This window comes from Agromyces humi (assembly GCF_009720255.1).
GTDB lineage: Bacteria > Actinomycetota > Actinomycetes > Actinomycetales > Microbacteriaceae > Agromyces > Agromyces humi.
Genome location: NZ_WJSP02000291.1, coordinates 1 through 4,798, shown reverse-complemented (window position 1 = coordinate 4,798; position 4,798 = coordinate 1). Strand labels below are relative to the sequence as shown.

Here is a 4,798-nt window from a genome sequence, read left to right as displayed (position 1 = left end):
GTTCATCACCCTCCTGCTGGGCGTCATCGGCGCGCTGCTCGGCGGATACGCCGCGCGACTCCGGGTCCGCGGGAGCGTCGAGGGCGATGCGTCCGGAACCGGCCACGACACCGTACGGGTTGGCGCGTTCGAGCGCTGACGGGCGCGGCCGGTCTGCGGCCGCTGCTAGCGTGCGTGACGACGTGACGTCGTGACGAAGGAGTTCCGGATGTCGGCTTCGAACCCGCAGGAGGCGCCCATCGCGGCGCCCGGCCAGGGCAAGGGCCTCGCGGCCGGGACACTCGGCCTCTGGGGATCCACGGTCATCGGGCTCGCCTCCACGGCACCCGTCTACTCGCTTGCGGCGACGCTCGGATTCGTGGTGCTCACGGTCGGCGAGCAGGCGCCCATCGCGTTCATCATCGCGTTCGTGCCGATGCTCCTCATCGCGTTCGCCTACCGCGAGCTGAACCACGACGTGCCCGACTGCGGCACCACGTTCACTTGGGCCACCAAGGCGTTCGGCCCGTGGGTCGGCTGGATGGGCGGCTGGGGCGTCGCGGTGGCCGGCACGGTCGTGCTCGCCAACCTCGCCCAGATCGGCGGCATCTACTTCTGGCTGCTCGTGGCGCCCGACCTGGCCGAGAACGTGTTCGTCGTGACGCTCACCGGCGTGGTGTTCATCGCGTTGATGAGCTGGATCAGCTGGCGCGGGCTCGAGATCGGCGAGCGGATGCAGAACGTGCTGCTCGGCGTGCAATACCTCGCGCTGGCGCTGTTCGTGGTGTTCGCCGTGTGGAGCGTCATCGACGGCACGGCGCCCGAGGGCTCGACGACGCCGCAGCTGAGCTGGTTCGACCCGTTCGCCTTCGGGTCGTTCGACGCATTCGTCGAATCCGTGCTGCTGGCGCTCTTCATCTACTGGGGCTGGGACACCTGCCTGGCGCTGAACGAGGAGACGAAGGACCCGAAGCGCATCCCGGGTCGCGCAGCCGTGCTCACCACGCTGATCCTGCTCGTGACCTACGTCGGCGTCACCGTCGCGGCGATGTCCTATGCGGGGCTCGGCGAGGCCGGGCTGGGGCTCGGCAACGAGGGCAACGCCGACGACGTCTTCTTCGCGCTGAAGGACGCCCTGTTCGGACCGTGGGCCTGGCTGCTCGTGGTCGCCGTGATGATCTCCGCGGTCTCGTCGACGCAGACGACGATCCTCCCGACCGCCCGCGGCACCCTCGCGATGGCGGTGTACAAGGCGCTGCCGAAGCGCTTCGCCACGGTGCATCCGCGATACCGGACCCCGTCGTTCTCGACGCTCCTCATGGGCTTCGTGGCGATCGTGTTCTACGTCGGCATGACCCTCATCAGCGACAACATCCTCCAGGACACGGTGCTCTCGCTCGGCCTGGCGATCGCCTTCTACTACGCCATCACGGGGTTCGCCTGCGTCTGGTACTTCCGCGCCACCCTCCTCGAGTCGTGGCGCAACTTCTGGTACCGGCTCGTGTTCCCGCTCCTGGGTGCGCTGCTGCTCGCCGGGGCGTTCGTGTACTCGGCGGTCGACATGCTCGATCCCGACTACGGCTACACGGTGCTGCTCGGCGTCGGCGGCGTCTTCGTCGTCGGGGTCGGGTCGCTGCTGCTGGGGGCCGTCCTGATGGTGGTGTGGTCGTTCTTCGGCGAGGCGAAGCCGTTGTTCCGGGGCGAGTCGCTCAATCGCGAGACCGAGGTGCTGGTCCCCGACGACGAACTGGCGATCCCGCGGTCGATCGACGGCGGGGTCTGATCGGCGTCTGATCAGCTCCCGACGGCGCCGGGCGGCGCCCGGCAGCGATCGCTGAGCGACGGATGCCTCGCGCGGTGCGCATCCGAGCAGCGGGTAGGCTCGAGGGGTGCTGAAGCTCGTCGTGCTCATCTCGGGCACTGGCTCGAACCTCCGTGCCCTCCTCGAGGCCTCAGAAGACGCCGAGTTCCCGGCGCGGGTCGTCGCCATCGGCGCCGACCGCGAGGCCGACGGGCTCCTGCTCGGCGAGGAGTTCGGCATCCCGACCTTCACCGTGCCGTACACGGCGTATCCCGACCGCGAGGCGTGGGGTGAGGCGCTCATCGAGCAGGTGCGCCAGTGGGAGCCCGACCTCGTGATCCTCTCGGGGCTCATGCGCCTCGTCCCGGCGGGCGTGGTCGACGCGTTCTCGCCCCACCTCATCAACACGCACCCGGCCTACCTGCCCGAGTTCCCGGGCGCCCACGGCGTGCGCGACGCGCTCGCCGCGGGGGTCGACCAGACGGGCGCCAGCCTCATCGTCGTCGACAACTCGGTCGACGGCGGCCCCATCATCGCGCAGGAGCGCGTGCCGGTGCTGCCCGGCGACACCGAGTCGACCCTCCACGACCGCATCAAGCCCGTCGAACGGCGCCTGCTCATCCAGGCCGTGCTCGACATCGCCAATTCGCACCTCGACCTGAAGGAGCTCGCCGCATCATGAGCGGAGCCAGCATCGACCCGGGCCTCTACCGCCACCGCGACGTCGTCCCCGTGCGCCGCGCGCTGATCGCCGTGAGCGATAAGCGCGGGCTCGTCGAGCTCGCGGGCGCCCTCGTGGCCGCGGGCGTCGAGATCGTATCCACCGGCGGCACCTCCAAGGCCATCGCCGACGCGGGCCTGCCGGTCACGCAGGTCGCCGACGTGACCGGCTACCCCGAGCACCTCGATGGGCGGGTGCGGACGCTGCATCCGGCCGTGCACTCGGGCCTCCTCGCGGACCTGCGCCTCGAGCACCACGAGACCGAGCTCGCGGCGCTCGCCATCGAGCCGTTCGAGCTCGTCGTCGTGAACCTCTACCCGTTCGCCGAGACGGTCGCCGCCGGTGCAGAGCCCGACGCCGTGGTCGAGCAGATCGACATCGGCGGGCCCGCGATGGTGCGCGCGTCGGCGAAGAACCACGCGAACGTCGCCGTGGTGGTGTCGCCCGACCGGTACGACGAGATCGTCGCCGCCGTGCAGGCCGGCGGCACCACGCTCGCGCAGCGCACCGCCCTCGCACGCGAGGCGTTCCGGCACACGGCCTCCTACGACATCGCGGTCGCGTCGTGGATCGGCAGCGTCGTCGCGCCCGACCAGCCCGTCGAGGAATCGCCCTTCCCCGCCTGGGTCGCCGGCAGCTGGACGAAGGACGCCGACCTCCGCTACGGCGAGAACTCGCACCAGCGTGCGGCGCTCTACGCGTCGCAGGGCGGCCGGCCGGGCATCGCGCAGGCCGTGCAGCTGCACGGCAAGGAGATGTCGTACAACAACTACGTCGACGCGGATGCCGCGGTGCGGGCCGCGTTCGACTTCGACGAGCCCGCCGTGGCGATCATCAAGCACGCGAACCCCTGCGGCATCGCCGTGGCGTCGGGCGGGGCATCCGATCCCATCGCCGATGCCCACCGGCGCGCCCACGCGTGCGACCCGGTGTCGGCGTACGGCGGCGTGATCGCGGCGAACCGCATCGTCACCCGCGAGATGGCCGAGACCGTGTCGGGCATCTTCACGGAGGTCCTCATCGCGCCCGCGTTCGAGGGCGAGGCGCTCGAGCTGCTGACGCAGAAGAAGAACATCCGCCTGCTCACGCTGCCCGAGGGGTTCACGCCCACCGCGGTGGAGCTGCGGCAGGTCTCGGGCGGGATGCTGCTGCAGCAGGCCGACCGGCACTTCGCGCCCGCGTCGGAGTGGACGCTCGCCGCGGGCGAGCCCGCCGACGACGCCACGCTCGCCGACCTCGAGTTCGCGTGGCGGGCCTGCCGCGCGGTGAAGTCCAACGCGATCCTCCTCGCCTCGGACGGAGCATCGGTCGGCGTCGGCATGGGCCAGGTCAACCGCGTCGACTCCTGCAGGCTCGCGGTCGAGCGGGCGGGGGAGCGCGCCGCGGGATCGGTCGCGGCATCCGACGCCTTCTTCCCCTTCGCCGACGGGCTGCAGATCCTGCTCGACGCCGGTGTGCGCGCGGTGGTGCAGCCGGGCGGCTCCGTGCGCGACGAGGAGGTCGTCGAGGCGGCCCGCGCGTCGGGCGTCACGATGTACTTCACGGGCGAGCGGCACTTCTTCCACTGAGTCGGGCGGGTGACGGATGCCGCGGCATCCGCCCGCCGTGCCTGCCTGCCGTCCCCTCCGGCCCGGCCTCGTCCGGCCCAGTCCGCCGGCGTGTACCGAATGGCGGATATACGATCCGGCGCCCCGGGTCCTTCAGAGCGACGGCGGCGCGCCGGATCGTATATCCGCAGGAAGATGCACGGCGTGGGCGTGGGCGTGGGCGTGGGAGCAGGAGCGCGCGGTGACGGATGCCGCGGCATCCGCCCGCCCGCGACGGCGGTACCCTTGAGGTGAGCGGCGCTCAGAAGGCGCCCACCACCGTTCCGCCCACGAAGCGGATGAACAAGGAGACGATCGATGACGATCACCCACGCCCCGGCCAAGCCCGTCGCCGAGGTCAGCGCAGCACTTCCCACCGAGGCTCCCGAGCACGAGCGGGTGCTCATCACCCGCGGCCCGCGATCGGGCCTCACCATCGTCGTCGCCGTGCACTCGACGCGACTCGGCCAGGCCCTCGGCGGCGCCCGCCTCTGGCGCTACGGCCACTGGACCGATGCGCTCGCCGACGCCCTCCGCCTCTCGCAGGCGATGACCATGAAGAACTCCGCAGCCGGCCTCGCGCGCGGCGGCGGCAAGTCGGTCGTCTGCATCCCCGCGGGCGTCACCCTCGACGAGCGCGCCACCCGCGACGCGATGCTCGACCTCGGCGACGCCGTCGAGTCGCTCGGCGGCGCGTACATGACCGCAGAG

The 4,798-nt window shown here is 71.4% G+C and carries 4 protein-coding genes; all 4 read left to right on the top strand.

All coding sequences use genetic code 11. The annotated features are described in order from the left end of the window. Nucleotides 1-208 precede the first annotated feature (208 nt). A complete protein-coding gene (locus GH736_RS17385; RefSeq protein WP_159605575.1) occupies nt 209-1,762 on the top strand; it encodes an APC family permease in 1,554 nt (517 codons plus the stop codon). 106 nt (nt 1,763-1,868) lie between these two features. After that, a complete protein-coding gene (gene purN / locus GH736_RS17380; protein WP_159605573.1) occupies nt 1,869-2,462 on the top strand; it encodes a phosphoribosylglycinamide formyltransferase in 594 nt (197 codons plus the stop codon). Then, nucleotides 2,459-4,069, top strand: a complete 1,611-nt coding sequence (gene purH, locus GH736_RS17375) for a bifunctional phosphoribosylaminoimidazolecarboxamide formyltransferase/IMP cyclohydrolase (protein WP_159605571.1) — start codon at nt 2,459-2,461, stop codon at nt 4,067-4,069. Before purN ends, purH begins: the two co-directional genes overlap by 4 nt. 336 nt (nt 4,070-4,405) lie before the next feature. After that, the coding region (locus tag GH736_RS17370; RefSeq protein ID WP_328596895.1) for a Glu/Leu/Phe/Val dehydrogenase dimerization domain-containing protein at nt 4,406-4,798 on the top strand (393 nt) is incomplete at its 3' end.

Bases quoted from the DNA above. Each gene is read 5' to 3' on its own strand.
- GH736_RS17385 (WP_159605575.1), top strand. From the start codon at position 209: ATGTCGGCTTCGAACCCGCAGGAGGCGCCCATCGCGGCGCCCGGCCAG.
- purH (WP_159605571.1), top strand. From the start codon at position 2,459: ATGAGCGGAGCCAGCATCGACCCGGGCCTCTACCGCCACCGCGACGTC.